Below are 22,614 nucleotides of genomic sequence, written 5' to 3' on the forward strand. Positions count from 1 at the left end.
GGCGCTGCATTCCTGTCAGACACACCGTAGGGGGTGGGAGAAAGACTATGGAACTCGATATCGTGGCGCTGTCGCGCCTGCAGTTTGCCATGACGGCGCTGTACCACTTCTTATTTGTGCCGCTGACACTCGGCCTGTCCGTGCTGCTCGCCATCATGGAAACGACCTACGTCATGACCGGCCGGCAGATCTGGCGTCAGATGACGAAGTTTTGGGGAACGCTATTCGGCATCAACTTCGTGCTTGGGGTCGCCACCGGCATCGTGATGGAATTCCAGTTCGGCATGAACTGGAGCTATTACAGCTATTATGTCGGCGATATTTTCGGCGCCCCCCTGGCGATCGAAGGCTTGATGGCCTTCTTCCTCGAGGCGACCTTCGTCGGCCTGTTCTTCTTCGGCTGGGACAAACTATCCAAGGTCGGGCATCTCGTTGCCACCTGGGCTGTTGCACTCGGTTCGAACTTCTCGGCCTTGTGGATCCTGATCGCCAACGGCTGGATGCAGAATCCGGCGGGTTCGGCGCTCAATCCGCAGACCATGCGCATGGAGATCGTCAGTTTCTTCGACGTCGTCTTCAATCCGGTGGCGCAGGCAAAATTCGTCCACACCGTTTCGGCCGGCTACGTCTGTGCTTCCGTTTTCGTTCTCGGCGTTTCGGCCTGGTATCTTCTGAAGGGGCGCAGCGTCGAACTGGCAAAGCGCTCGATGACGGTTGCGGCCTCGTTCGGTCTGGCCTCGGCGCTTTCAGTGGTCGTGCTGGGTGACGAAAGCGGCTATCTGACGACGGAGCATCAGAAGATGAAGCTCGCGGCGATCGAAGGCATGTGGAAGACGGAGCCGGCACCGGCCGCCTTCACCGCGTTCGGCTTCCCGGACCAGGAGGCACGCGAGACCCATTACGCCGTGCACATTCCCTGGGTCATGGGCCTGATCGGCACGCGATCGCTGACGACAGAGATCCCAGGTATCGACAAGCTCGAGCAGGAGGCCAAGGACAATATCCGCCAGGGTATCAAGGCCTATGACGCGCTGACGAAGATCCGCGCGGCAAAGCCGGCAGCGGCGGGCGATGCCTCGCAGGATGTTGCCACAGCCGAGGCTCGCTCGTCCTTTGAGGATATCGGGCATCAGCTCGGCTACGCGCTCTTGCTCAAGCGCTACGTCAATGACCCGCGTCAGGCGACGGAGGAGCAGATCGCACAGGCAGCGCGGGATACCATCCCGCATGTGCCGACGCTGTTCTGGTCCTTCCGCATCATGGTCGGGCTCGGCATGTTCTTCATCCTGCTGACGACGGTCTTCTTCTGGCTGTCTGCCCGCCGCAAGCTCGACAAGTATCCGCTGCTGCTGCGGATAGCCGTTTTTGCGATCCCGCTGCCGTGGGTCGCGATCGAGCTCGGATGGGTGGTTGCCGAATTCGGCCGCCAGCCCTGGATCATCGAAGGCGTGCTGCCGACGGCCGCGGCCGTCTCCAATCTCGGTGCCGGCACGGTGCTGCTGACAATCCTCGGCTTTGCGGCTCTTTATACCGTCCTCATCGTCATCGAGATGACGCTGATGATCAAGGCGATCCGCAAGGGCCCCGATCCGGATGACAAGCCGGAGGCCAAGCTGATTTCCGAAAATCTCGTTCCGGCTGCGGAGTGACCTGCCATGATCCTGCATGAATTGATCGATTACGAGACCCTGCGCATCATCTGGTGGCTGCTCCTCGGCGTGTTGCTGATCGGCTTCGCCGTGACCGATGGTTTCGACCTGGGCGTCGGGACGCTCCTTCCCTTCGTTGCAAAGACGGATACGGAGCGGCGCATTGCCATCAACTCGATCGGCCCGACCTGGGAAGGCAACCAGGTTTGGCTGATCCTTGGCGGCGGCGCCATCTTCGCCGCCTGGCCACCGCTCTATGCCGTATCCTTCTCCGGCTTCTATCTTGCCATGTTTGCGATTCTGTTCGCGCTGATCCTGAGGCCGGTCGCCTTCAAGTATCGTTCGAAGCGCGATAGCGACGGCTGGAAGACCGGCTGGGACTGGGCTCTGTTCATCGGAGGTTTCGTTCCCTCGCTGATTTTCGGTGTAGCGGTCGGTAACGTGCTGCAGGGCGTCCCCTTCCGGTTCGACGAGGACATGCGGATCTACTACGAAGGATCCTTCTTTGCGCTCCTGAACCCTTATGCTCTTCTCTGTGGCTTGCTGTCGGTCGCCATGCTGGTCATGCATGGCGCAGCCTGGCTTCAGGTCAAGACCGACGGGATCGTTGCGGAGCGTGCCCGCCGATATGGCAGCGTTGCTGCGCTGGCGGTGATCGTCCTTTTTGCCTTGGGGGGCCTGTTCCTCTGGATTGGGATAGACGGCTATCGCATCTCCAGCGCAATCGACGCGGCCGGACCTTCCAACCCGCTGCTCAAGACCGCCGAGCATAGCCCGGGAGCCTGGCTTACCAATTACAGCGCGCATCCGTGGATGATCGTTGCCCCGGTGCTTGGCTTTGTCGGCACGGCGGCGGCCCTGCTTGCGCTGCTCGGTCGGCGGGAAGTGATGGTACTGTTGTTCAGCAAGCTCGCGATCTTCGGCATCATTTCGACCGTCGGCTTGTCGATGTTTCCCTTCCTCTTGCCGTCTTCGCTTGATCCACGATCCAGTCTGACGGTTTGGGACGCTTCGTCCAGTCACATGACACTGTTCATCATGCTTGTCGTTACGATCATCTTCCTGCCGATGATCCTGGCTTACACCGCCTGGGTCTACCGCGTGCTGTGGGGCAAGGTCGACGCGAAGACCGTCAACGACAAGGGCGGTCACGCCTATTGATCCTGAAGGAGATTTCGTATGTGGTACTTTGCCTGGCTTCTCGGCTTTCCTCTCGCTGCCGCTTTCGCCGTCCTCAACGCCATGTGGTATGAGCTTGTTGACGATCGGGCCAAACAGAAGGCTGGCCGCCCTGACGGGAAGTGATCCCGGCGGCCTATCTTGTTTGCAAGGCGGCATGCCGGGTTCACCGGTTTGCCGCCTTGGCTCGAAGGTCTCATTCAGGCGTGATCAATGCCCGAGTTTGGTGCAGTCAATCCTTCAGCCCGCAGCTCTTGGGCAAAATGCGGTCACTCGCTTGCCCGAACGCATGCGGCGATTTAAATGACTTGAACGGCGTGCAACAATATACCATCAATGCTGGTCAGGACGACTTCCTGACAGTCCGACGCGGAGCATTGACATGAAGAACTGGCACCCCGATCTCAGCCGCTCTCCAAACCCGCGTTACATCGCCATCGCCGACCTGATCGAGATGGATTTGCGTAGCGGCATATTGGTGGCGGGCGACAGGTTGCCGCCGCAGCGGGAACTGGCCAAGCGGTTGAGCATCGATTTTACGACGGTCGCACGCGGCTATGTCGAGGCTCAGAAGCGCGGATTGGTCGGCTCGCATGTCGGCCGCGGAACGTTCGTGACCGCCGGCCAAGGCCAGGAAGCCAAGAGTTTCGCCATTGATATGGCTCCTGATCCAAGGCGGGCATCCTTAGTCGATTTTTCGATGAACCTGCCACCCGATCCGACCGATCCCGACCTAGTTGCCCGGATGCGCGAAGGCATGTCGGCGGTGGCGGCCAATCTCGTTTCATTGCTGCGCTATCAGGATTTCGGCGGTTCCGGCATGGACAAGGAGGCGGCCGCCGGCTGGCTCGCCCGTCGCGGCCTGCTGCCGCCACAGGAGCGCATTTTCATCACGCCGGGAGCGCATCCGACATTGCTTGCAGTTTTCGGTCTGCTTGCAAGGCCCGGCGACGTGGTGTTTTCCGAAGACATCACCTATGCCGGCATGCGTTCGATCGCGGCTCAACTGCGTCTCAATCTCGTCGGCCTCCGGATGGATGAACAGGGCATTTTGCCGGATGCCTTCGCCGAGGCCTGTGAAAAGATGCGCCCGAAGGCGCTTTACCTCAATCCGACGCTGCAGAATCCACTGACACTGACGATTCCGGAGGAGCGTCGCCGGGAGATCGCCGTGGTTGCCCGCCGCTATCAGGTTCCCATCGTGGAAGACGATGCCTACGGCTTCGTTCCTGCGCAGGGCCCGCAGCCGATTGCAGCGATAGCGCCGGACCTGACATGGCATATTGGCGGTTTGGCCAAATGTATCGGGGCAGGCCTTCGCCTTGCCTATGTTGTCGTACCTGAAGGCAAGGCGGTTTGGCCGTTCGTCAGCGCGATGCGGACCGGCAATGTCATGGCGTCGCCTCTGACTATGGCGCTGGCGACGCGGTGGATCGAGGACGGTACAGCCGACGCCATTTTGCGTTTCATGCGTGCAGAGGCCGCGGAACGCCAGGCCATGGTCGCCAGCGTACTTCCATCTGGCAGCTATCGATCCGATCCGATCAGCTTTAACATCTGGTTGCCGCTGACCAACGGCTGGACGCGATCTACCTTCACCAATCACATGCGCAACTCCGGTATGGGGGTTGTGGCAAGCGACGCCTTCACCGTCGACGGTCCTGCATCCGAGGCAGTAAGGGTTTGCCTCGGTGGTCCCATCGGCCGCGACAGGCTGAAGGGTGCGCTGGACTTCATGGCGCATGCGCTGGAAGGCCCACCCGAAATGGTCGCCTCCGCTTTCTAATTCGCCGTGGTTCCGTGCTGGCTATATTGTATGCATAATGAATGCATTCCGGCATCGCAGCGTTTGCCATTATTTGCTGCGTCATTCTGGCGGATGGACTCGCATATTACTTCATTGTATCTATATTGAATGCAAGCAATATGGCCATTGAATGTATAGCTCGATGGTCTCTTTTGAAAGCGAGAGCGCCATGGATACCGAATATCCCCCGTTAAGCCCGTTGCAGACCGGCCTTCGCTGCCGTTGCCCGCGCTGCGGTCAAGGGCGCATGTTCGATGGATTTCTGACTTTGCGCAAGCAATGCGAAGCGTGCGGTCTGGATTATTCCTTTGCCGACCCTGCCGATGGACCGGCTTTCTTCGTCATTTGCTTCGCCTGCATTCCGAGCGTGCTGCTCGGTGTGTGGCTCGAAGTCGCCTTTTCCGCGCCGATCTGGGTTCACTTCCTGGTGACGGGGCCGTTCATGCTGGCGACCTGCATTCCACCGTTGCGACCGCTCAAAGGTTGGTTGGTTGCGAGCCAGTATTTCTACAAGGCCGAGGAGGGCAAGCTCGCCCGCTTGCCGGAAACCGAGACGCTGCACTCGGCAAACTAATGCTGTAAGGGCATCTTGAATTGATGGTGGCAGCAGCAAGACGGATGATGGCACCACTTATGCCCTGTGGATGCGACTCTTATGATCGAAGTTGGATTCGACGATGGTCTGAACAAAAAAATGAAGCTGCCGAAGCGGCAGTTTTTGAGGTGGTGCACCTCACAATAGATAGCCCCGAGTAATAGTCTGGAAATATTCAAAATGGTGGATTGGTTCCCTATAGTCTTCATCGTGTTCAAGGTTCTTGTGCTAGGCACGGGTATGTACTTCGCCATCAAGTGGCATCACGATCAGGCGAAGAAGAAATAACAAAACAGCGGACCGTCACAGACGGCACGCCGGCCGTAGGTCCTTGTCGGCCCTATACAGAACTCCTTGCGCTTAGCACCGGATATCAACGCTTCGGCATCGCAGTGCCTATCTCGCACTGCACATTCGACCAAATAGACCGCCATTCTTGTCAAAAAAGTATCGGCTAAGCGTACAAGGCGTAGTAGCGGCAGGTTGCGGCACGGCGTAGATTTGACCTCATGGAAGACGTCATGGCCTCTGGGAGGAGGCGCCGCAGCCCTGGTGGCGCGCGGACGGACGAAAGGAGGCTGGCTGATGAACCCCGATTTGGAAGTGGTCGCGATCGGCAGCGGCGAGTCCTTCAAGGCATGGGAGCACGGCTATCCCTACCGTACGGTTCGTTGGCATTTTCATCCCGAGTACGAGATCCACCATGTTGTCGCGACCACGGGGCAATATTTCGTCGGCGACTTTATCGGTGAATTCGAGCCGGGCAATCTGGTCCTGACCGGCCCCAACCTGCCGCATAACTGGGTGAGCGATGTGCCGGCGGGCGTGACGCTTCCCCTGCGTTGCCGCGTTCTGCAATTCTCCGAATCCTTCCTGGCGGAAGCAAGCCGGGTCTTTCCGGAATTGTCCGCCTGCGCGGCCATGCTGGAAACAAGCCGTCGCGGCGCACTCTTCACGCCCGAAACCGCTGCCATTGTCGGCCCAATCCTCGGTGAGCTTGTCGAGGCGACAGGTATTCGCCGCATCGAGCGTTTTATGAGCGTTCTCAGCGCGCTGAGCCGCGCTGAAGGCACACGCACGCTTGCGGGCGCCGGCTATCAGCCCGATCCGTCTGGTTTCATGTCCGCAGGTGTCAATCAGGCGCTGGCTTACATCAACACGCACCTGACGGAGCCCTTCAGCGAAGGGGACCTTGCCGCGTTGACGGGCCAGAGCGCGAGCGCTTTTTCGCGCAGTTTTCGCCGGCATACCGGGATGGCGCTGGTGCAATATGTCAATCGGCTGCGCATCAACTTCGCCTGTCATCTGTTGATGACCAAGACGGAGATGACCATCACCGACATCTGCTTTGCCGCGGGTTTCAACAATATCTCGAACTTCAATCGGCGTTTTCTGGATCAGAAGGGCATGGCACCCTCGCGGTTCAGATCGCTATTGGCACAGCACGCACGCGCGGTGGAGGCCGCCTAAAAAGGGAGGAACGGGAGGAGCTCAGCATTCAGGACAAGCGAACGGGCCGGCATCACAGCAGCCCGAAGGAGAAGGCTTGTCCAAAATTTACCGCCGCGTCGATCGGGTCACCGGTCGCGGGCGAGCATCAAGCAAGAGCATCGCGCGCTGACCGCCGTGATGACTGAGGGAAACCATTACCATTTGGAACGGAGAAATTCCAATGAACCATTTCGCACTCAAAATCACCGGCGTGGCCGCGCTTACAATCGGTCTTATGACCGGCACATCCGCCTTCGCGCAATCCGCCAAGGTCACAGACGCGACCGTCGCCTTCCTGATGCCCGACCAGAGCTCCACGCGTTATGAAGAGCACGATTTCCCCGGCTTCCAGGCCGAGATGAAGAAACTCTGCGCCGGTTGCAAGGTCATCTATCAAAACGCCAATGGCGACGCCTCGCGTCAGCAGCAGCAGTTCAATTCGGCGATTTCGCAGGGCGCAAAAGCGATCGTGCTCGACCCCGTGGATTCGACGGCCGCCGCTTCGCTTGTGAAGCTCGCGCAAAGCCAGGGCGTGCGCGTCATCGCCTATGATCGCCCGATCCCGTCGGCCGCCGCCGACTACTACGTCTCGTTCAACAACGAAGAGATCGGCAAGATGATCGCCAAGTCGCTGGTCGATCATCTGAAGGCGAAGGGCGTGAAGGCAGGTGACGGTGGTCTTCTCGAGATCAACGGTTCACCGACCGACGCTGCTGCCGGTCTGATCAAGAAGGGCATCCATGCAGGTCTCGCCGATGGCGGTTATCCGGTGCTTGCCGAATTCGACACGCCGGAATGGGCGCCGCCGAAGGCGCAGCAATGGGCAAGCGGCCAGATCACCCGCTTCGGCAAGAAGATCCTCGGCGTCGTTGCCGCCAATGACGGCACGGGTGGTGCAGCCGTCGCCGCCTTCAAGGCGGCAGGCTTCGACCCGGTTCCGCCGGTGACGGGCAACGATGCCACGATTGCCGGCCTGCAGCTCATCATTTCCGGCGATCAGTACAACACCATCTCAAAGCCGAGCGAGATCGTTGCCGCTGCCGCTGCCAATGTTGCGATCGAATTGCTGTCGGGCGAGACCCCCAAGGCCGATACGAAGCTCTTCGATACGCCGACCAGGCTCTTCACGCCGGCTCTGGTCACGGCTGACAACCTCAAGGCAGAAATCATCGACAAGGCCGTCAACGGCAAGCCGATCCAGACGCCGGCCCAGCTCTGCATGGATCGCTATGCCGACGGCTGCAAGAAGCTTGGCATCGGCAGCTGAGAGCTGCTTCCTCCCAGTCTCCGGTCGCTTCGGCGGCCGGAGACGAACGCAATCGATAGCATCCCAACCCGAGAAGGTGGCCTGTCATGAGTGACGCTTCCGATCATAGAACCCCGTCGGGCGAGCTTGTGCTCAGCCTCAATGGGGTCTCCAAGCACTTCGGCGCCGTCTCGGCACTGACGGATATCAACCTCGATGTACATGCAGGCGAAGTCGTGGCCTTGGTCGGCGACAATGGCGCGGGCAAATCGACGCTCGTCAAGGTTCTGGCCGGCGTCCACCAGCCGAGTTCAGGCACCATCACGTTTCGCGGCAAGCAGGTGACGCTCAGCGATCCCGCGACAGCACTTGATCTTGGCATCGCCACGGTCTTTCAAGACCTGGCGCTTTGCGAGAACCTCGATGTCGTTGCGAACATCTTTCTCGGCCGCGAAATGAGCCCGTTGAAGCTCGATGAAACGGCGATGGAGGTTCGCGCCTGGACGCTTCTCAACGAATTGGCGGCCCGCATCCCGAGCGTTCGCATCCCCATCGCCTCGCTTTCGGGCGGTCAACGGCAGACCGTGGCGATCGCCCGCTCGCTGCTGCTCGAACCGAAACTCATCATGCTAGATGAGCCGACCGCAGCGCTTGGGGTGGCGCAGACAGCCGAGGTGTTGAACCTCATCGAGCGCGTCCGCGACAAGGGTCTCGGCGTCATCATGATCAGCCACAACATGGAGGATGTCCGCGCCGTGGCCGACCGCATCGTTGTCCTGCGCCTCGGCCGCAACAATGGTGTCTTTTATCCAGACACATCGAACCAGGAGCTCGTTAGCGCCATCACGGGTGCAGCGGAGAATTCCGTGTCGCGACGCGCCGTGCGCCGTCAGGCCCAACAGGAACAGAGAGAAGGGGGCCAGCCATGAGCCAGGACAGCAAACAATCGGCCGTGCTGCTCGACCGCAGCGACATTCGGGTAAATCATGAAACCGGGCTCGTGGCCACCATTCGCTCGTCTATCGATAAGGTTAGGTCCGGCGATCTTGGCTCGCTGCCTGTCGTTGTCGGCCTCGTCATCATCTGGACGGTATTCGGTACGCTGAACCCGACATTTCTCTCCAGCAATAATCTTGCGAACCTGCTGTTCGACGCCTCGACCGTCGGCATCATCTCGCTCGGCATCGTCTGCGTGCTGATGGTCGGCGAGATCGACCTTTCGGTGGGATCGATCAGCGGCTTCGCCTCGGCCATGGTCGGCATGCTCTGGGTCAACGAAGGCTGGCCGGTGGTCTTTGCGATCCTCGCGGCACTGGCCGTCGGCGGCGTGATCGGCGCCATCTATGCGGTGCTGTTCAATCGACTGGGCATGCCGAGCTTCGTTGCCACGTTGGCCGGGCTGCTTGCCGTGCTCGGCATGCAGCTTTATCTGCTCGGCGCAACCGGTTCGATCAATCTGCCCTATGGCTCGGCGATCGTGAATTTTGGTCAGCTCCTCGTCATTCCCCGTCCGCTTGCCTATGTCTTCGCGCTCGTTCCGGGTGTCGTGATGCTGGTGACCGGCTTGAGCGCCGTGCGCCGCCGCAAGCAGGCCAACCTGTCTGCCCCTTCCATCGGTAGCCTGGTCGCGAAGGCCGCCGCCATCACGGTGGCCCTTGAGTTTGTCGCTTTCTACCTCAATCAGGATCGCGGCATTCCGTGGATGTTCGCCGTGTTCGTGGTGCTGGTCATCGTCATGGATTATGCGTTGACGCGCACGCAATGGGGTCGATCGATGTCCGCCGTCGGCGGGAACCGCGAGGCGGCACGCCGCGCCGGCATCAATGTGGGTCGGATCTATACCAGCGCTTTCGTTCTCTGCGCCATGTTTGCAGCGCTTGGCGGCGTGCTGGCGGCCGCGCGCCTGGCATCGGCCAGCCAGCAGGCCGGCAGCGGCGACGTCAATCTGAATGCCATCGCTGCAGCGGTTATCGGCGGCACGAGCCTCTTCGGCGGTCGCGGCAGCGCCTATTCGGCTTTGCTTGGCATCATCGTCATCCAGTCGATCGCCAGTGGCTTGACCATGCTCGATCTGTCCTCGGCGCTTCGCTACATGATCACCGGTGCAGTTCTAGCCATTGCCGTCATTGTCGACTCGCTCGCCCGTCGTTCCCGCGCCTCGCATGGGCGTGGCTGATTTCTTCAAAAAGGTAAGGATTGTTATGAGACAGGATTTTGCCGGCAAAGTCGCCGCCATCACCGGGGCTGCGTCTGGAATTGGTCTGGAATGCGCCAAAGCACTATTGAACGCGGGCGCCAGCGTCGCCCTTGTCGACAGAGCGGAAGACAGCCTGAAAAGTCTCTGCGCCGAATTAGGGCCGAATGCGCATCCCGTGGTCGTCGATCTTCTCAACCCCGAGAGTGTGGCCACCATGATGCCGCAAATACTCGACAAGTTCGGCAGACTCGATATCTTCCACGCCAACGCCGGCGCCTATATCGGCGGCGAAGTGGCGGAAGGCGATCCAGACGCCTGGGACAGAATGCTTGATCTCAATATCAACGCGGCCTTCCGCTCGGTGCGGATGGTGCTGCCGCACATGATCGAGCGAAAAACGGGCGATATCATCATGACCAGTTCGATCGCCGGTCTCGTGCCCGTGGTCTGGGAACCGATCTACACGGCTTCCAAGCATGCCATCCAGGCGTTCACGCATACGGTGCGGCGTCAGGTGGCCAAGCATGGCATCCGCGTCGGCGCAGTCGCACCTGGTCCGGTTGTGACCGCACTGATCAGCGACTGGCCGCAGGCAAAGCTCGACGAGGCCATCGCCTCGGGCGGCTTGATGGAGGCGACGGAAGTGGCGGAGGCGGTTGTCTTCATGCTATCGAGGCCGCGTAACATCGTAATCCGGGATCTGGTGATCCTGCCTTTGAGTACGGATCTCTGATGACGGCATCTTATTTCATCGGCATCGATGTCGGCACTGGCAGCGCCCGGGCCGGCGTCTTCAATGCGGACGGCCAACTGCTCGCCGCCGCGAAGCGGCCAATCACCATCTGGCACGAGGCTGGCAGTATCGTCGAGCAGTCGAGCGAGCAGATATGGACGGCTGTATGTGACAGTGTGAAAGAGGCCGTCGCCACGGCAAAGATTGCGGCCAACGATGTCGCCGGTATCGGCTTCGACGCGACCTGCTCCTTGGTTGCCGTAAAGGCGGACGGCAGCCCCGTGGCTGTGGGACCATCTAAAGACGCAAATCGCAATATCATCGTCTGGATGGATCATCGTGCCGCCGGCGAGGCCGCGGAGATCAATGCCGGAAACCATGCCGTGCTTCGTTACGTCGGTGGCCGTATATCGCCGGAAATGGAAACGCCGAAGCTGCTGTGGCTGAAGCGAAATTTGCCGGGGGCCTTCGCCGCGGCGGGCCATTTCTTCGATCTCGCCGACTATCTGACCTGGCGCGCGACGGGTTCGCTGCAGAGATCGGTATGCACGGTGACATGCAAATGGACCTATCTCGCCCATGAGAAACGCTGGGATGCGCAATATTTCAAGGATATTGGCCTTGGCGAACTCGCCGACGAAGGTTTCGTGCGGATCGGCACAGAGATCGTCGAGCCGGGCACTGCTCTCGGCGAAGGCCTGAGCGAAGCCGCCGCCCACGATCTCGGCCTTGTTGCCGGCACGCCGGTCGGCGCGTCGTTGATCGATGCGCATGCAGGCGGCGTCGGTACGCTGGGCGGGAAGGACCCGGAGGGTAAGGCCGATGTTCGAAACAGGCTCGCCTACATCTTCGGCACGTCGGCATGTTCCATGGCCTCAAGCGAGGCGGCCGTGTTCGTCGATGGCGTCTGGGGTCCCTATTATTCGGCCATGGTCCCGGGCCTCTGGCTGACCGAAGGTGGCCAGTCGGCTGCGGGAGCGGCAATCGATCATCTGGTCACGATGCATCCTGCCGCCGCCGAGGCATGTGCCAAGGCTGAAGTCGAGCGTCTGTCACTCGTCGCCTGGCTCGACCAGCAGGCAAAGAAGGCTTCGCAGAACGCTTCCAATGCAGTGAAGCTCGCGCAATCCATCCAGGTCGTTCCCGAATTTCTCGGTAATCGTTCGCCTTATGCTGATCCCGATGCGCGCGCTGTCATCTCGGGCCTCGGGCTGGAAACCGGCATCGACGATCTGGTCGCTCTCTATGTCGCCGGCCTATGCGGCATTGGTTACGGTCTCAAGCAGTTGCTTGACAAGCTGGAGCGGGATGGCATCGCTTGCGATCTCATCATTGCCAGCGGCGGCGCTGCCCAGAGCGGCCTTGTGCGTCAGCTTCTGGCGGATACGACGGGCCGACCGGTCGCCGTCGCCGACACGGAAGAACCCGTTCTTCTCGGCGCTGCCATGCTCGGTGCCACGGCTGCCGGGCATTGCGATTCGCTTGTGGAAGCGATGGCCGCCATGTCGCGACTGGCAAAGAGGTACGAGCCCGTGGATGGTGCTCTCAAGGCATTGCACGAGCGACGTTACGAAGCTTTCGAGCTGTTGCAAGCTGCCGATCGCAGCATTCGCGCACTAATGGCATCCTGAGCTCTGCTACCGGCACCGTTCAATCGCGGTGACGCAATGCTTCGAGAACGACGGCAAGGGCGGATGAGGGTTGGCGGCGGCTCGGATAATAGAAATGGTAGTCCGTCCACGGCGGGCACCAATCCTCCAGCACACGAGCAATGTGGCCGCTTTCACAGTGGGGGAGCGTCAGCCCGTCAGCAGCTAGGCTAGGCCACAGCCGTCCAATGCGGCGGTCAGAACTTGATGGATCCCGTTGAATATCACGCGGGATTTTATGAATGCAGCTCATATGTCTATGCGCATATTCGCCTCTACAGTCTCACCGTTCTTGAGCTAGATTAATCCCATGTGATTGCATCGTCTTCTGAAAGGGAAGCCAATATGGATATCAAGAGGAACGGGACGGAACCTTCAGGCAAGGGGCCGGCGGATTGGTTCACGGGCACGGTGCGGTTAGATCCGCTATTTGCCGCAAACGATGCGCGTCGTGCTGCCTCTGCAAGCGTTACCTTCGAGCCCGGCGCGCGCACCGCATGGCATACCCATCCGCGAGGCCAGACGCTGATCGTCACCGCTGGTCTTGGTCTCGTCCAGCGCGAAGGCGGTCCGGTCGAGGAAATTCGCCCGGGGGATGTCGTGTGGTTCGAGCCGGGTGAGAGACATTGGCATGGCGCCTCGCCGACGACGGCCATGACCCATATCGCTATCCAGGAACACCTCGACGGCAAGGTCGTGGATTGGATGGAGCATGTCACCGACGCTGAATATCAGGGAAGATGACTCAACCTGGCGGCAAGCACTACGGTTGTAGCAGGCTCGACATCGGCCGGAACGCTTCCGCCACCATTTCCGCGAGTTCCCGGATCGCCGGGCTCGAATGATAGGGATTGCGCCGAAGCACGACACGGGAGGAATCGACCGGGGGAAAACCATCCTCGATCGTCAGCTCCCTGCAACCATGGGGAATGTTGCTGCGCGATAGCGTCGAAACCGCAAGACCCGCGAGAACGGCACTCTTCAGAGCCGAACCGGTGTCGGCGATGAAGGCGATGCGATAGTGCAATCCTGCTTGCTCCAGCGAGCGCAGAGCAAAATCCCGGCACCATGTCGAGTTTCGATAGACCGCGATAGGCAGCGGAGTCGCCTCATGCAGGCGGTGAACCAGCGAGGTGACCCAAACCGTGGGGTCGACGCAGAGAGTTTCCCCCTTCGTCTGGTTGCTCCAATCGAAGACGACGGCAAGATCGAGTTCGTCTCGTTCCAGCGCTTCGAGGTTCGGTGCCGTATAGTCGCACGAAACCGTTACCTCGACCGCCGGATGCCTGATGGCGAAGGCGGCGAGCGCCGCTGGTAGGACGGTCTGGCTGTATTCCTCGGGAATGCCGATCCGCACCGGCCCGTCGAGCGGCTTGGTACGGATCGTTGCGGCGGCTTCGCTGAGAAGCTCGATGACCCGTTGCGCGTAGGGAAGCAGCTGACGTCCCGCACGGGTCAGAACCGCTCCCCTTGCATTCCTCTCAAAAAGCGTTTCGCCGACGGTCTCCTCGAGGCGGCGAATCTGAGCGCTGACAGCAGATTGCGTGCGTCCGATACGCTGCGCGGCAAGGGAAAAATTAGTCGTCTCGCTAATGACGAGAAACGTCCGAAGCAGATCGCTTTCGATGGGGTCGCGCATGGCCAGGTCACAAATATTTCTGATGGCTACTATCTCTACTATTCGTTTGCCTGATGTCAAATATCGGCGCACACACATGACATTCAGTCACCATCTCATCTTGAGTCCCCCAAAATGACCTTTCAGTTCCCGACCCGCTCCGCTCCCGCCAGCGATTACGAGAGGGGCGTCCTCCTTGTGGTTTTGGCAACGCTGGCATGGAGCTGCAGCGGTATCTACGCGCGTCTTCTGACTGCAGACCTATGGACTGCTATTGCCTGGCGCTCGTTGCTTGGCGGCGTTTTCCTGATTGTCCCGAGCTTTTTCCTGGAAGGTGGGTTCTCGCGGCGCCAGTGGAGCTCCATCTTTCATCCCGCCGGTATTGCAATGATCGTCTGCCAGGCGCTTAGCCAAGCCTGCTTCATCGGCGCGCTCTATATGACGACGGTCGCGAATGTCACCATGATCTACGCGACAGCACCGTTCATCGCAGCCGTTCTGAGCTGGGTGATGCTGAAGGAGCGGGTGGCGAAGAGAACTTTGGTGGCCGGCGCTATCTGCCTGGTCGGCGTTGCCGTCATCGTTGCCTCCTCGATTGGCGGCGGCACGGGCGTTGGCGACCTGCTGGCCCTGGGGATGACGGTAACCTTTGCCTTCATCATCGTTATCCCGCGCATGGACCGCAGCGTGCCGATCCTTCCTTCCAGCATCGTCAGCGGCTTTCTCACATTCGTCGTCTTCGCGCCTTTCGCGTCGACGGCTTCGCTCGATACCTACAACTGGCTGATGCTTGCGGCGTTCGGGGCGACGAATTTCGCGCTCGCGTTTGTTCTGTTCCTGTTTGGATCGAAGCGGATGCCCGCCGCGGACGCCGCGCTCATTGGTTCGATGGAGATCGTGCTGACGCCGTTCTGGGTTTGGCTCTTCTTTTCGGAGAAGCCGCCTGTTGCAACCTTTGTCGGCGGCGCGATCATCTTTGCGACGATCGTCTGGCATACGGCTGCCGATCTGCGGCATGGCCGCCGCGCTCGTGCACCAGTCTAGAAAACTATAGCCATCGGCTGCGGTCTCGGCAAAGATGCGGACTTAGATCCCTGGTTTCGAAGGAGGCAATGGAAACCACATGACCTCAAATGATCCGTTGCTCCAACCCTATCAGCTCAAGCATCTCACGCTGAAGAACCGTATCATGTCGACCGCGCATGAACCGGCCTATTCCGAAGAGGGTATGCCGACGGATCGTTACAGGCTCTATCATCGCGAAAAGGCAAAAGGCGGCATTGCACTGACCATGACGGCAGGATCGGCTGTCGTCTCTGCGGACTCGCCACCGGCCTTCGGCAATCTCCATGCCTACAAGGACGAGATCGTGCCGTGGCTGAAGAGGCTTGCCGATGACTGTCACGAGTTCGGTGCTGCCGTGATGATCCAGTTAACCCATCTCGGTCGTCGCACTGGATGGAACAAGGGAGACTGGCTCCCAGCGCTTGCGCCGTCACCGCTTCGGGAACCGGCGCACCGGGCTTTTCCCAAAGCGATCGAAGACTGGGATATCGAGCGCATTATCGGCGATTTTGCCGCTGCTGCCCAGCGGATGCAGGCTGCCGGTCTCGACGGTATCGAGCTCGAGGCTTACGGCCATCTGACCGATGGCTTCTGGTCGCCCGCAACGAACCGGCGTGAGGACGAGTTCGGTGGCTCGCTCGACAACCGCATGCGCTTCTCGATGCTGGTGACCGAGGCGATCCGCAAGGCAGTCGGCCCGGATTTCATCGTTGGCATCAGGCTTGTCGCAGACGAGGACTGGGAAAAAGGCCTTTCGAAGGAGGAAGGTGTCGAGATTGCCAGGCGCCTTGTAGGTTCGGGAAACATCGATTTCCTCAACATCATTCGCGGCCATATCGACAGCGATGCGGCGCTCAGCAAGGTCATCCCGATCCAGGGAATGGCATCGGCGCCGCATCTGGACTTTGCCGGCGAGGTGAGGGCAGCGACCAAATTCCCGGTCTTTCATGCCGCCCGCATCGGCGATGTCGCCACTGCACGGCATGCGATCGCCGAAGGCAAGCTCGATATGGTGGGCATGACGCGCGCTCATATTGCCGATCCGCATATCGTCAACAAGATCATGTCGGGGCAGGAGGCCCATATTCGCCCTTGCGTTGGCGCTACCTACTGTCTTGATCGCATCTATGAGGGCGGCGAGGCACTCTGTATTCATAATGCGGCCACCGGTCGTGAAGCGGATATGCCGCATCAGATCGAGAAAGCGCGGATATCCCGCAAGGCCGTCGTCATCGGCGCAGGTCCCGCGGGGCTGGAGGCGGCGCGCGTGCTTGCCGAGCGAGGTCACGTCGTCGATCTGCTCGAAGCGAGCAGCAAAGCCGGCGGCCAGGTAAACCTGCTTGCTCGCAATCCACGCCGCAAGGAAATGATCGGGATCGTCGACTGGCGGCTTTCGGAGCTGGAGCGTCTCGGCGTTGCGATCCATTACGATGTCTATGCCGGCGCGGATGATGTCTTGGCATTCGAGCCTGATATCGTCGTGGTGGCGACCGGCGGCATCGCACAATCCCCCGAACTGGATGGCGGCGACAATCTGATCACGTCTTCCTGGGATATTCTGGCCGGGGCCGTGAAGCCCGAGGGCCAGGTTCTGCTCTATGACGACAATGGCGGACATCCTGGCATGTCGGCAGCCGAAGTCATTGCCAATAGCGGTGCCGAGCTGGAGCTGGTCTCGCCGGAGCGTTTCTTTGCCCCTGAAATGGGTGGCATGAACCATGTGCCCTACGCGAAGAGCTTTGCGGAAAAGAATGTGCGGGTCACCATCAATACCCGGTTGAAATCGGTGCGGCGCGACGGCAATGCGCTGGTGGCGGTGCTGGGATCCGATTTTTCCGAGCAGACGCAATGGGAACGCCGCGTGTCCCAGGTCGTGGTCGAGCATGGAACGATGGCGAACGATGAGCTTTATCTTGAGCTAAAGCCGCTCTCGCGCAATTTCGGAGCTGTCGACTATCCGGCCCTGATTGCGCGTAGGGCACCTTTGCCGGAGAAGAATGCGACGGGCGCTTTCGATCTGATCCGCATCGGCGATGCTATATCGAGCCGCAATATCCACGCCGCCATTTACGACGCGCTGCGCTATTGCTCCTTGTTATGAGCCGGTCGTGTTTCGTGGCGTTGCTGCATGCCGGAACTGCAATGCACATAATCACGACAACTATATTACGTCCGTGATCATGTTCTTTAGCACTGGTTCAACTCCCGGCGCTGGAGTATGATAATTTATTTGTTATTTAATTTCAATTAATTGTATAAATTTCCATAACTAATTTGAGAGGAAATTTCTCGCAAATTCGTGCCAGCTTAATCCGTCATTTTCCTGAAACAAAATGTAACAACTTATAACACTGCGTTACGTCCGAATCGGTATATTGCGTCATCTCGAACGAGAGGCTGCTTGATGCATTCAGACAATTCGCCATCCCCTTCGCAGACCGACGTCCTGATATGCCTCGACAATCAGCAGGCGGCCACCCGTATAGGCTCGGTCCTTTCGGAGCGCGGTCTGTCGGTAACCGCTATACCGTCCAACGGAATTCAGGAATGGTTCGAGCCGAACGGTTGTCAGGTCGTCGTTACCCACACGGCAATGATCGGGGAGGTGCGAACCCGGCTGAAGTTGCCGATCGTCAACCTTGAGGCATTTATCTTCGATCGTCCGGAACATGTGACTGAAGGCGCCGCGCGGCAGTTCGACGGCGAGGCATTCATCAGGCGCGTTTTCTCGGTGATGGGCGATACTCAGAAGCGCGCATCGCGCTGATCGCTCTTGACGCGAGCAGGCGCACGACCGGCGCCTTGTCTGCCGAATGAGCTTCCCGATCTCCAGCATGGCGTGACATTCGTAGGTGGGACTAAGGCCTCGTGCCGTATCTAGCGCGATCGTCCGCTTGCGACCAATCCGATAATCCCGCCGATCCTGCCCCGGAGCGCCGTGCCCTCCGAATCTTGGAAAACTGCACCGACAATTTCAGATAGAGTTCAGCCTGCGCAATTATGGTCCGCCTCGATTCTGGGCGAGAGACCGGCAAGGCGTCCGATAGCGCCTGCCGATCTCTCGTCTGAAAACTGTTTCGCAGCGAAGTTCATCGCACCGTTCCGGTGCAGAGCCCCCAAGAGAACCGAGGATTTCGAAACGTGGCTGATGTTTGTACGCAAGGCGTGGACACGGGCTTTGTCGCCCTGGGCTATGCCAAAATTGCCGTTCTGGGAGTTGTGCAGGGTTTGACGGAACTCCTGCCTGTCTCCTCCACCGCGCATATGCGCCTCGTGCCAGCCCTGCTTGGCTGGCAGGATCCCGGTTCGGCGTTTTCGGCTGCAATGCAGCTCGCCGCACTCGCAGCAATTATTTCCTATTTCTGGAGCGATGTCCGCTACGTCACCTTCGGCTCGCTCGATGCCATCAAACGCAGGGATTGGGGCTCACCCGCCATGCGGCTTGCCATCGCCATCATCATCGCAACGATCCCCATCGTCATCGTCGGCCTGTTGCTGTCATCGTCGCTCAACGCCTGCGGCACATCGTTCCGCAGCCTCTGGGTCATCGGCATCGCCTGCGTCGTCATGGGCGTGCTGTTGGCCGTTGCCGAATTGTATAGCCGCCACAGAAAGAATATCGAGCAGATGACACTGGTCGATGCGCTCTTCGTCGGCATCACCCAGGTCGGCGCGCTCGTGCCCGGCGTTTCGCGCTCCGGCTCCACCTTGACCGGCGCACTTTTCCTCGGTCTGAAACGCGAGGAGGCGGCCCGCTTCTCGTTCCTGCTGGGATTGCCGGCGATTGCGCTTGCCGGCCTGAAGGAATTGTTCACGCTCTACAAGGCTCACATTCCGATGGAAGCCTGGTCCATTCTCATCGTCGGACTGATCGTCGGCAGCATCTCGTCCTTCATCACAATCTGGGGGTTGATGCGCTTCCTGGAGCGCTTCTCCACCTGGCCCTTCGTGGTCTACCGTGTCGTCCTGGGTGTGGTCATCCTCTTTGGCGTGCTGACCATGGGGTGGGCCTGAGCCTCGAAATTCATATCGGACCAGGAAATCAGGAGAAAGGCGTCGACCGATGGTCGGCGCCTTTCCGTTTTTTGTATTAGCCGAAGACTAGCCCGCCATCGACGATGAGGTTCTGCCCGGTAACGGCACGAGCCCACGGGCTTGCGAAGAACAGAACCGCGTCGGCAGCTTCTTCCGGCGTCGTGACGCGGCGAAGAGGCGTATTGGCGGCGATGATGTCGAAGACTGCCTCCGGGGTGGCACTGCTGGCATCCGTCGTGCGCAGCAGCCCGCCCGAGACCATGTTGACGGTAATGCCGAGCGGCCCGAGTTCGGCTGCAGCCGTGCGCGTCAGCGACAACAACGCCGCCTTTGCCGCCGTGTAATCGTGATACGGCACGACCGGGTTCTGGAAGAGGTTCGTGCCGATCGTCACAACCCGGCCAAATGCCGCGCGCTCCATCGCCGGCCGCGCCGCCTGGATGAGGTTGAGCGCACCCTGGAGGGCCGTCTCAAGCTGCGTCGTCATCTCGGACCAGCTCAATGCGTCCAATTTCGAGCGAGCATCGCCGTTGAAGCTGAAATCGGCAAGGGCGTTATGCACCACCGTCGTCGGTGCGCCGAAATGAGCCGTCACCTCTTCGACGAGCCGCTCCGTTTCGGCAAGACTGCGCATATCTGCCTGAAAGGCTTTTGCGCCGCTGCCAAGCTTCTCGGCAAGGGCTTCTGCCTGTTGGCGGCTTGCTCGATAGTTGATCGCAACCCTGGCACCTTCGCGGGCGAAGGCCGTGGCGATTGCGGCGCCGAAACCGCGTCCCGCGCCCGAGACGATGACGATCTGGTCCTTTATTGGCAGGCTCATTTCCTTACTCCTTCATTGTCTGCCCATAGCGCATGGAAATGCTGTACGGGGCCATGGCCGCTACCGACCGAAAGCTGGCCCGCAGCGGCGACCGCCCGGGCGAGATAGTCCTTGGCCGAGGCAATGGCTTGCGGAAGCGGCGAGCCCTTGGCGATCTCGGCAGCAATCGCACTGGAAAGGGTGCATCCGGTTCCATGCGTGTTCTTGGTCGGCAGCCGGTCGGCCTCGAACCAGGTGACGTTTCCGCCACTGGCCAGCACGTCGGGGCTCTCGTTCCCGTCGAGGTGACCACCCTTGACGAGCACGGCGACGGGACCGAGCTCTGAGAGCGCGAGTGCCTGGCGCGCCATATCTTCCCGGCTCGTTGCTTCGGCCTCGTGCAGCAGGGCTGCTGCCTCCGGCAGGTTCGGCGTCACGACGGTCGCAAGCGGCAGCAATCGACGGCTCAGGACATCGACGGCATCGGCCGCAAGAAGAGCCGCGCCGCCCTTGGCGATCATAACGGGATCGAGCACAACCGGAACATCGGGGTGCCGCTTCAAAATGTCGGCAACGACGGCTGCAATCGCTGCATTTGCGATCATGCCGATCTTGACGGCATCCACGCGTATTTCGGCAAAGATCGCCTCGATCTGATCGCCGACAAATGCGGGAGGCACCGGATGAACTCCGGAAACGCCCTGCGTATTCTGCGCCGTCAACGCCGTCAGGGCTGCCATTCCGTAAACGCCGAGAGCCGAGAATGTTTTGAGATCGGCCTGAATACCGGCGCCGCCGGAAGGATCGGAACCGGCGATGGACAGGACATTGCGGATCATTTGCTGGCCTCCTTGATGGCATTGGCGATGAAGATTGTCGCAGCCTTCGGATCAGGCTGACCGCAGATGGCCGAAACCATCGCGACTCCTTCCGCGCCTGCCGTCAGCGCCTCGGCAACGTGCTTGGCTTTCAGGCCACCGATAGCGACCGTCGGAACCGGGCAAAGCTTGATGATCCGGGCAAGACCGTCAAAGCCGATCGGCTGCTTGTGATCCGGCTTGGTCGGTGTCGCAAAGACCGGGCCTATGCCGGCATAGTCGACGATTTCGGCGTCGATCGCCGAGGCGAGAGCCTCGGTCTCTACAGAAAGGCCGAGGATCATGTCGGGGCCGATCATGCGGCGGGCGTCTTGGGCGTTCAGATCTTCCTGCCCGATATGCAGGCCATCCGCGCCAATTGCGATGGCTGCCTCGACATCATCATTGATAATGAGGCGCGCGCCGCTTCCGGCGAGCACCTGTTTGAGGGCGATTCCCGTCTCGATCATGGTCGTGGTCGAGGCGTGTTTGTCGCGCAGCTGGACGATCGTTGCGCCGCCGGCAACGGCAGCGCGCGCGGTTTCGATCATGCCGATGTCAGCGCAGAGCACAGGATCGAGAACGAGATAAAGGGAGAGGTCGAAATTTTTCATGCTGCGACGATCCTCGCTTTGGCAGTCAGCGTCTCCGCGTCAAGGGCGGCCAGCGCGTCGAGAAAGCGCCAGGAGAAGGAGCCAGGACCATCGGCTGCCGCTCCGGCCTGTTCTCCCGCAACGCCAAAGACAGCGAGGGCGGCGACCGTCGCGTCGAACGGGTTGTCGGGTGCGGTTGCGGCGAAAGCTCCGACAAGGCAGGTCAACGAGCAGCCGAGTGCGGTAATCCGGGGCATCAGCGGCGACCCGCCTTCTATGCGTTGCGCCTTGTGGCCATCGGTCACGAAGTCGGTCGCACCGGTCACTGCGACCACGCATCCATGCCGGCTGGCGAGCTGTCTCGCCGAATCCTCTGCCATGTCGACAGGATCGCGGCTGTCGACGCCCTGACCGCGGCTATTGCCACCGGTAAGGGCTATGATTTCAGAGGCGTTGCCACGGATGATCGTCGGCCGCAACTCAAGCAATTGCGTGACTGCCCCACGGCGGAATCCGGTTGCATAATGCGCCACCGGATCGAGAACCCAGGGCTTACCTGCCTGATTTGCCGAACGTGCAGCCGCAAGCATGCCCGCGAGCCAGCCGGCCGAGAGCGTACCGATGTTGACCGTGAGCGCTCCGGAGATGGTGGCGAACTCGCCGGCTTCTTCTTCGGCATGGACCATGGCGGGTGAGGCGCCGGCGGCAAGCATCACGTTGGCGGCGATATTCATTGCCACGAAATTGGTGATGCATTGTACCAGCGGCGGGCTCCGGCGCATGGTGTCGAGCAGAGCTCCGAGATTGATTTGGTCTTGCATATCGCCCCTTTTCAGGCGGGCGAGGCGCATAGGGGCACGAGCATGTTGCAAAGCCCCGAGCGACTCCCTCCGCCAGCATGATCTGGTTCAGGTTCAAAGGGTACTTCTCAGCCCGCCATACGGTGGACGCCCCTGTCTCTCAATCCTTCCCTTGTCGCAGACAATGGCTGCCCTGTCATCAGCAAATCGCGAGGGCCGGCGCCGATCACCCGGAACGAGGTGGCTGATTGTCTGAATGATCCATGCATCTGGCGCATGGGTGCAGTGACGCCTTGGCTCT

The 22,614-nt window shown here is 60.2% G+C and carries 21 protein-coding genes and 1 riboswitch; of the genes, 16 read left to right on the forward strand and 5 right to left on the reverse strand.

The window, feature by feature from the left end; translation table 11 throughout:
• The first annotated feature begins 47 nt into the window (after positions 1 to 47).
• From ACIQJ2_RS06975 to ACIQJ2_RS07030, 12 genes are all read left to right on the forward strand, one after another.
• Entirely contained in the window at positions 48 to 1,649 is a 1,602-nt protein-coding gene (locus tag ACIQJ2_RS06975; protein WP_199144138.1) for a cytochrome ubiquinol oxidase subunit I, read from the forward strand.
• A 6-nt stretch (positions 1,650 to 1,655) separates the two neighbouring features.
• A complete protein-coding gene (cydB, locus tag ACIQJ2_RS06980) occupies positions 1,656 to 2,810 on the forward strand; it encodes a cytochrome d ubiquinol oxidase subunit II (protein WP_400668138.1) in 1,155 nt (384 codons plus the stop codon).
• An 18-nt stretch (positions 2,811 to 2,828) separates the two neighbouring features.
• Positions 2,829 to 2,954, forward strand: a complete 126-nt coding sequence (gene cydX / locus ACIQJ2_RS06985; protein WP_199144134.1) for a cytochrome bd-I oxidase subunit CydX — start codon at positions 2,829 to 2,831, stop codon at positions 2,952 to 2,954.
• 256 nt (positions 2,955 to 3,210) lie between these two features.
• Positions 3,211 to 4,614, forward strand: a complete 1,404-nt coding sequence (locus tag ACIQJ2_RS06990) for a PLP-dependent aminotransferase family protein (RefSeq protein ID WP_400668142.1) — start codon at positions 3,211 to 3,213, stop codon at positions 4,612 to 4,614.
• A 190-nt stretch (positions 4,615 to 4,804) separates the two neighbouring features.
• Positions 4,805 to 5,209 (forward strand): DUF983 domain-containing protein, encoded by a 405-nt coding sequence (locus tag ACIQJ2_RS06995; RefSeq protein WP_199144130.1) that lies wholly within the window; start codon positions 4,805 to 4,807, stop codon positions 5,207 to 5,209.
• 606 nt (positions 5,210 to 5,815) lie between these two features.
• A complete protein-coding gene (locus tag ACIQJ2_RS07000) occupies positions 5,816 to 6,700 on the forward strand; it encodes a helix-turn-helix domain-containing protein (RefSeq protein WP_400668145.1) in 885 nt (294 codons plus the stop codon).
• 202 nt (positions 6,701 to 6,902) lie between these two features.
• Complete coding sequence (locus ACIQJ2_RS07005; protein ID WP_400668148.1) at positions 6,903 to 7,988, forward strand: sugar ABC transporter substrate-binding protein; 1,086 nt, start codon at positions 6,903 to 6,905, stop codon at positions 7,986 to 7,988.
• Positions 7,989 to 8,074: 86 nt separating this feature from the next.
• Positions 8,075 to 8,896 (forward strand): ATP-binding cassette domain-containing protein, encoded by an 822-nt coding sequence (locus ACIQJ2_RS07010; protein WP_400668151.1) that lies wholly within the window; start codon positions 8,075 to 8,077, stop codon positions 8,894 to 8,896.
• Positions 8,893 to 10,143, forward strand: coding sequence for a sugar ABC transporter permease (locus ACIQJ2_RS07015; protein WP_400668153.1), 1,251 nt, complete (start codon positions 8,893 to 8,895; stop codon positions 10,141 to 10,143). The genes ACIQJ2_RS07010 and ACIQJ2_RS07015 overlap by 4 nt, the downstream gene beginning before the upstream one ends.
• A 25-nt stretch (positions 10,144 to 10,168) precedes the next feature.
• Positions 10,169 to 10,897, forward strand: a complete 729-nt coding sequence (locus ACIQJ2_RS07020) for an SDR family oxidoreductase (RefSeq protein WP_400668156.1) — start codon at positions 10,169 to 10,171, stop codon at positions 10,895 to 10,897.
• Positions 10,897 to 12,528 carry an FGGY-family carbohydrate kinase gene (locus ACIQJ2_RS07025; protein ID WP_400668158.1) on the forward strand — a complete coding sequence of 544 codons (1,632 nt, stop codon included), beginning with the start codon at positions 10,897 to 10,899 and terminating at the stop codon, positions 12,526 to 12,528. Before ACIQJ2_RS07020 ends, ACIQJ2_RS07025 begins: the two co-directional genes overlap by 1 nt.
• A 363-nt stretch (positions 12,529 to 12,891) precedes the next feature.
• Complete coding sequence (locus ACIQJ2_RS07030; RefSeq protein ID WP_400668161.1) at positions 12,892 to 13,290, forward strand: cupin domain-containing protein; 399 nt, start codon at positions 12,892 to 12,894, stop codon at positions 13,288 to 13,290.
• A 19-nt stretch (positions 13,291 to 13,309) separates the two neighbouring features.
• Here ACIQJ2_RS07030 and ACIQJ2_RS07035 read toward each other — a convergent pair whose 3' ends face one another.
• Complete coding sequence (locus tag ACIQJ2_RS07035) at positions 13,310 to 14,185, reverse strand: LysR substrate-binding domain-containing protein (protein WP_400668163.1); 876 nt, start codon at positions 14,183 to 14,185, stop codon at positions 13,310 to 13,312.
• A gap of 114 nt (positions 14,186 to 14,299) precedes the next feature.
• On the opposite strand from ACIQJ2_RS07035, the gene ACIQJ2_RS07040 reads away from it, so the two are divergent.
• From ACIQJ2_RS07040 to ACIQJ2_RS07055, 4 genes are all read left to right on the forward strand, one after another.
• Positions 14,300 to 15,208 (forward strand): DMT family transporter, encoded by a 909-nt coding sequence (locus tag ACIQJ2_RS07040; protein ID WP_400668165.1) that lies wholly within the window; start codon positions 14,300 to 14,302, stop codon positions 15,206 to 15,208.
• A gap of 79 nt (positions 15,209 to 15,287) precedes the next feature.
• Positions 15,288 to 17,330 carry an FAD-dependent oxidoreductase gene (locus ACIQJ2_RS07045; RefSeq protein WP_400668168.1) on the forward strand — a complete coding sequence of 681 codons (2,043 nt, stop codon included), beginning with the start codon at positions 15,288 to 15,290 and terminating at the stop codon, positions 17,328 to 17,330.
• Positions 17,331 to 17,633: 303 nt separating this feature from the next.
• Positions 17,634 to 17,996 (forward strand): hypothetical protein, encoded by a 363-nt coding sequence (locus ACIQJ2_RS07050; RefSeq protein WP_400668171.1) that lies wholly within the window; start codon positions 17,634 to 17,636, stop codon positions 17,994 to 17,996.
• Between the two features lie 374 nt (positions 17,997 to 18,370).
• The gene (locus tag ACIQJ2_RS07055) at positions 18,371 to 19,243 is read left to right on the forward strand and encodes an undecaprenyl-diphosphate phosphatase (protein WP_199144107.1); all 873 of its coding nucleotides are present in this window, start codon (positions 18,371 to 18,373) and stop codon (positions 19,241 to 19,243) included.
• A gap of 76 nt (positions 19,244 to 19,319) precedes the next feature.
• Here ACIQJ2_RS07055 and ACIQJ2_RS07060 read toward each other — a convergent pair whose 3' ends face one another.
• Genes ACIQJ2_RS07060 through thiM form a run of 4 tightly spaced genes read right to left on the reverse strand, consistent with a single transcriptional unit; the run spans position 19,320 to position 22,334 of the window.
• Complete coding sequence (locus ACIQJ2_RS07060; RefSeq protein WP_400668174.1) at positions 19,320 to 20,084, reverse strand: 3-oxoacyl-ACP reductase; 765 nt, start codon at positions 20,082 to 20,084, stop codon at positions 19,320 to 19,322.
• Entirely contained in the window at positions 20,081 to 20,902 is an 822-nt protein-coding gene (gene thiD, locus ACIQJ2_RS07065) for a bifunctional hydroxymethylpyrimidine kinase/phosphomethylpyrimidine kinase (RefSeq protein ID WP_400668176.1), read from the reverse strand. Before thiD ends, ACIQJ2_RS07060 begins: the two co-directional genes overlap by 4 nt.
• Positions 20,899 to 21,534 carry a thiamine phosphate synthase gene (gene thiE, locus ACIQJ2_RS07070; RefSeq protein WP_400668179.1) on the reverse strand — a complete coding sequence of 212 codons (636 nt, stop codon included), beginning with the start codon at positions 21,532 to 21,534 and terminating at the stop codon, positions 20,899 to 20,901. Before thiE ends, thiD begins: the two co-directional genes overlap by 4 nt.
• Positions 21,531 to 22,334, reverse strand: a complete 804-nt coding sequence (gene thiM, locus ACIQJ2_RS07075; protein WP_400668181.1) for a hydroxyethylthiazole kinase — start codon at positions 22,332 to 22,334, stop codon at positions 21,531 to 21,533. The genes thiE and thiM overlap by 4 nt, the downstream gene beginning before the upstream one ends.
• 47 nt (positions 22,335 to 22,381) lie before the next feature.
• Positions 22,382 to 22,478, reverse strand: a riboswitch (TPP riboswitch).
• Positions 22,479 to 22,614: the final 136 nt, after the last annotated feature.

Origin of the sequence: Rhizobium sp. NPDC092011, from assembly GCF_044756305.1 — a bacterium.
Lineage (GTDB): Bacteria > Pseudomonadota > Alphaproteobacteria > Rhizobiales > Rhizobiaceae > Rhizobium.

What these genes read in the sequence shown, in the direction of transcription:
- cydX (WP_199144134.1), top strand. Translation starts at nt 2,829, where the DNA reads ATGTGGTACTTTGCCTGGCTTCTCGGCTTTCCTCTCGCTGCCGCTTTC.
- thiM (WP_400668181.1), bottom strand. Translation starts at nt 22,334, where the DNA reads ATGCAAGACCAAATCAATCTCGGAGCTCTGCTCGACACCATGCGCCGG.
- ACIQJ2_RS07050 (WP_400668171.1), top strand. Translation starts at nt 17,634, where the DNA reads ATGCATTCAGACAATTCGCCATCCCCTTCGCAGACCGACGTCCTGATA.
- thiE (WP_400668179.1), bottom strand. Translation starts at nt 21,534, where the DNA reads ATGAAAAATTTCGACCTCTCCCTTTATCTCGTTCTCGATCCTGTGCTC.
- ACIQJ2_RS07020 (WP_400668156.1), top strand. Translation starts at nt 10,169, where the DNA reads ATGAGACAGGATTTTGCCGGCAAAGTCGCCGCCATCACCGGGGCTGCG.
- ACIQJ2_RS07010 (WP_400668151.1), top strand. Translation starts at nt 8,075, where the DNA reads ATGAGTGACGCTTCCGATCATAGAACCCCGTCGGGCGAGCTTGTGCTC.
- cydB (WP_400668138.1), top strand. Translation starts at nt 1,656, where the DNA reads ATGATCCTGCATGAATTGATCGATTACGAGACCCTGCGCATCATCTGG.
- ACIQJ2_RS07015 (WP_400668153.1), top strand. Translation starts at nt 8,893, where the DNA reads ATGAGCCAGGACAGCAAACAATCGGCCGTGCTGCTCGACCGCAGCGAC.
- ACIQJ2_RS07030 (WP_400668161.1), top strand. Translation starts at nt 12,892, where the DNA reads ATGGATATCAAGAGGAACGGGACGGAACCTTCAGGCAAGGGGCCGGCG.
- ACIQJ2_RS07005 (WP_400668148.1), top strand. Translation starts at nt 6,903, where the DNA reads ATGAACCATTTCGCACTCAAAATCACCGGCGTGGCCGCGCTTACAATC.
- ACIQJ2_RS06995 (WP_199144130.1), top strand. Translation starts at nt 4,805, where the DNA reads ATGGATACCGAATATCCCCCGTTAAGCCCGTTGCAGACCGGCCTTCGC.
- ACIQJ2_RS06975 (WP_199144138.1), top strand. Translation starts at nt 48, where the DNA reads ATGGAACTCGATATCGTGGCGCTGTCGCGCCTGCAGTTTGCCATGACG.
- ACIQJ2_RS07000 (WP_400668145.1), top strand. Translation starts at nt 5,816, where the DNA reads ATGAACCCCGATTTGGAAGTGGTCGCGATCGGCAGCGGCGAGTCCTTC.
- ACIQJ2_RS07035 (WP_400668163.1), bottom strand. Translation starts at nt 14,185, where the DNA reads ATGCGCGACCCCATCGAAAGCGATCTGCTTCGGACGTTTCTCGTCATT.
- ACIQJ2_RS07025 (WP_400668158.1), top strand. Translation starts at nt 10,897, where the DNA reads ATGACGGCATCTTATTTCATCGGCATCGATGTCGGCACTGGCAGCGCC.
- thiD (WP_400668176.1), bottom strand. Translation starts at nt 20,902, where the DNA reads ATGATCCGCAATGTCCTGTCCATCGCCGGTTCCGATCCTTCCGGCGGC.
- ACIQJ2_RS07045 (WP_400668168.1), top strand. Translation starts at nt 15,288, where the DNA reads ATGACCTCAAATGATCCGTTGCTCCAACCCTATCAGCTCAAGCATCTC.
- ACIQJ2_RS06990 (WP_400668142.1), top strand. Translation starts at nt 3,211, where the DNA reads ATGAAGAACTGGCACCCCGATCTCAGCCGCTCTCCAAACCCGCGTTAC.
- ACIQJ2_RS07040 (WP_400668165.1), top strand. Translation starts at nt 14,300, where the DNA reads ATGACCTTTCAGTTCCCGACCCGCTCCGCTCCCGCCAGCGATTACGAG.
- ACIQJ2_RS07060 (WP_400668174.1), bottom strand. Translation starts at nt 20,084, where the DNA reads ATGAGCCTGCCAATAAAGGACCAGATCGTCATCGTCTCGGGCGCGGGA.